At 55.9% G+C, this 333-nt stretch carries 1 protein-coding gene; it reads left to right on the forward strand.

Going from position 1 to position 333, the window contains the following annotated elements; genetic code table 11:
* The coding region (locus ACT3TY_RS17950; RefSeq protein ID WP_181950751.1) for a transposase at positions 1-172 on the forward strand (172 nt) is incomplete at its 5' end.
* Between the last annotated feature and the right edge of the window lie 161 nt (positions 173-333).

Genomic DNA, 333 nt, shown 5'->3' on the forward strand with positions numbered 1-333 from the left:
TCTGAAGCACACGCCCTTCGCGCGCATGAGTCCGAGCAACCTGAGGCTCAAGCTCATCAAAGTAGGCGCGGTCATCATCCGCAATACGCGTCGAATCCGAGTACTCATGAGTGACAGCTACCCCTATAAAACGGCGCTATCCGATCTCGTCAGGCGGTTGGTTCCTAACTGACTGCTCGGGCGCCCCCGGCCCGAAGCAATGGGGGAAAGGGGGAAGTGTGTCTGAACGCCGGAAAGTGGTTAAAAAGTAGCCGATGTAAGTCGAGCCAGTAGGTGTTTAGCGGTGTTACAGCCTGAGTGCGGTACTGGCTGAGGTACTATGAGAAATCCAGG

Origin of the sequence: Halomonas sp. AOP22-C1-8, assembly GCF_052378905.1 — a bacterium.
In the GTDB taxonomy this organism is placed as follows: Bacteria; Pseudomonadota; Gammaproteobacteria; order Pseudomonadales; family Halomonadaceae; genus Vreelandella; species Vreelandella citrativorans.